Origin of the sequence: Campylobacter concisus (genome assembly GCF_002914005.1) — a bacterium.
Lineage (GTDB): Bacteria > Campylobacterota > Campylobacteria > Campylobacterales > Campylobacteraceae > Campylobacter_A > Campylobacter_A concisus_N.
Window position 1 is genome coordinate 1 of sequence record NZ_POZU01000075.1, and the last position, 506, is coordinate 506.

1 pseudogene is annotated in these 506 nt (G+C 46.2%); it reads left to right on the top strand.

Going from position 1 to position 506, the window contains the following annotated elements:
• A pseudogene (groEL, locus tag CYP54_RS08820) lies at positions 1-506 on the top strand (chaperonin GroEL); the annotation flags it as partial.

Consider the following 506-nt stretch of genomic DNA (forward strand, 5'->3'; position numbering starts at 1 on the left):
CCTTCCATTGCTAGAACAATTACAAAAAAGAGGCAACCCCCTTCTTATTATCGCTGTACACATTGAGGCTGAGGCACTTGCGACGCCTGATGTAAATAAACTTCGAAGCGAGATAACCATCACAGCTGTTGAGCCTCTAGGCGTCGGCGACAGAAGTAATGTCATGCTTGACGCTAATGCTAACTTAACAGGTGCGGCAAACAGCAGCGAAGAGCTAGGCAGAACACTCGAAAGCGCTACTATAAACGACCTTGGTCAAGCGTCAAGCGTAGTTATCGACAAAGAGAACACAACGATCGTAAATGGCGCAGGCGAGAAGTCAACGAGAAACGCAAGAATAACTCAGATCAAAGCGAAAATCGCTGAGACTACAGGCGACTATGACAAAGAAAAACTTCAAGAGCACCTTGCAAAACTAAGTGGCGGCGTGGCAGTTATTAAAGTAGGTACTGCGACTGAAACTGAGATGAAAGAGGAAAAAGACCGCGTTGATGATGCTCTAAGCG